The 207-nt window shown below is 71.0% G+C and carries 1 pseudogene; it reads left to right on the top strand.

From position 1 onward, the window contains the following. Window positions 1-207 (top strand): annotated as a pseudogene (locus tag QM806_RS41310) (resuscitation-promoting factor); the annotation flags it as partial.

Raw genomic sequence — 207 nt, 5'->3', positions numbered from 1 at the left:
TCCGGCACAAGAACGTCACACTCGACGTGGACGGCGACAAGATCGCGCTGAGCACCATGACCACGAGCGTCGACGCCGCACGGTCCGACGCCGGGTACTCGATCAGCGACCGCGACGTCGGGGCGCCGGAGCGCGACGCGACCCTGTCCGACGGGGACACCGTGGGGCTGCGCCGCGCGCGTGAGGTGTCGTTGACGGTGGACGGTC

Source organism: Rhodococcus sp. IEGM 1351 (genome assembly GCF_030056875.1).
Classification (GTDB): Bacteria; Actinomycetota; Actinomycetes; order Mycobacteriales; family Mycobacteriaceae; genus Rhodococcus_F; species Rhodococcus_F opacus.
The sequence above is the reverse complement of the archived record's forward strand: the minus strand, read 5'-3'. Positions and strand labels throughout refer to the sequence as shown.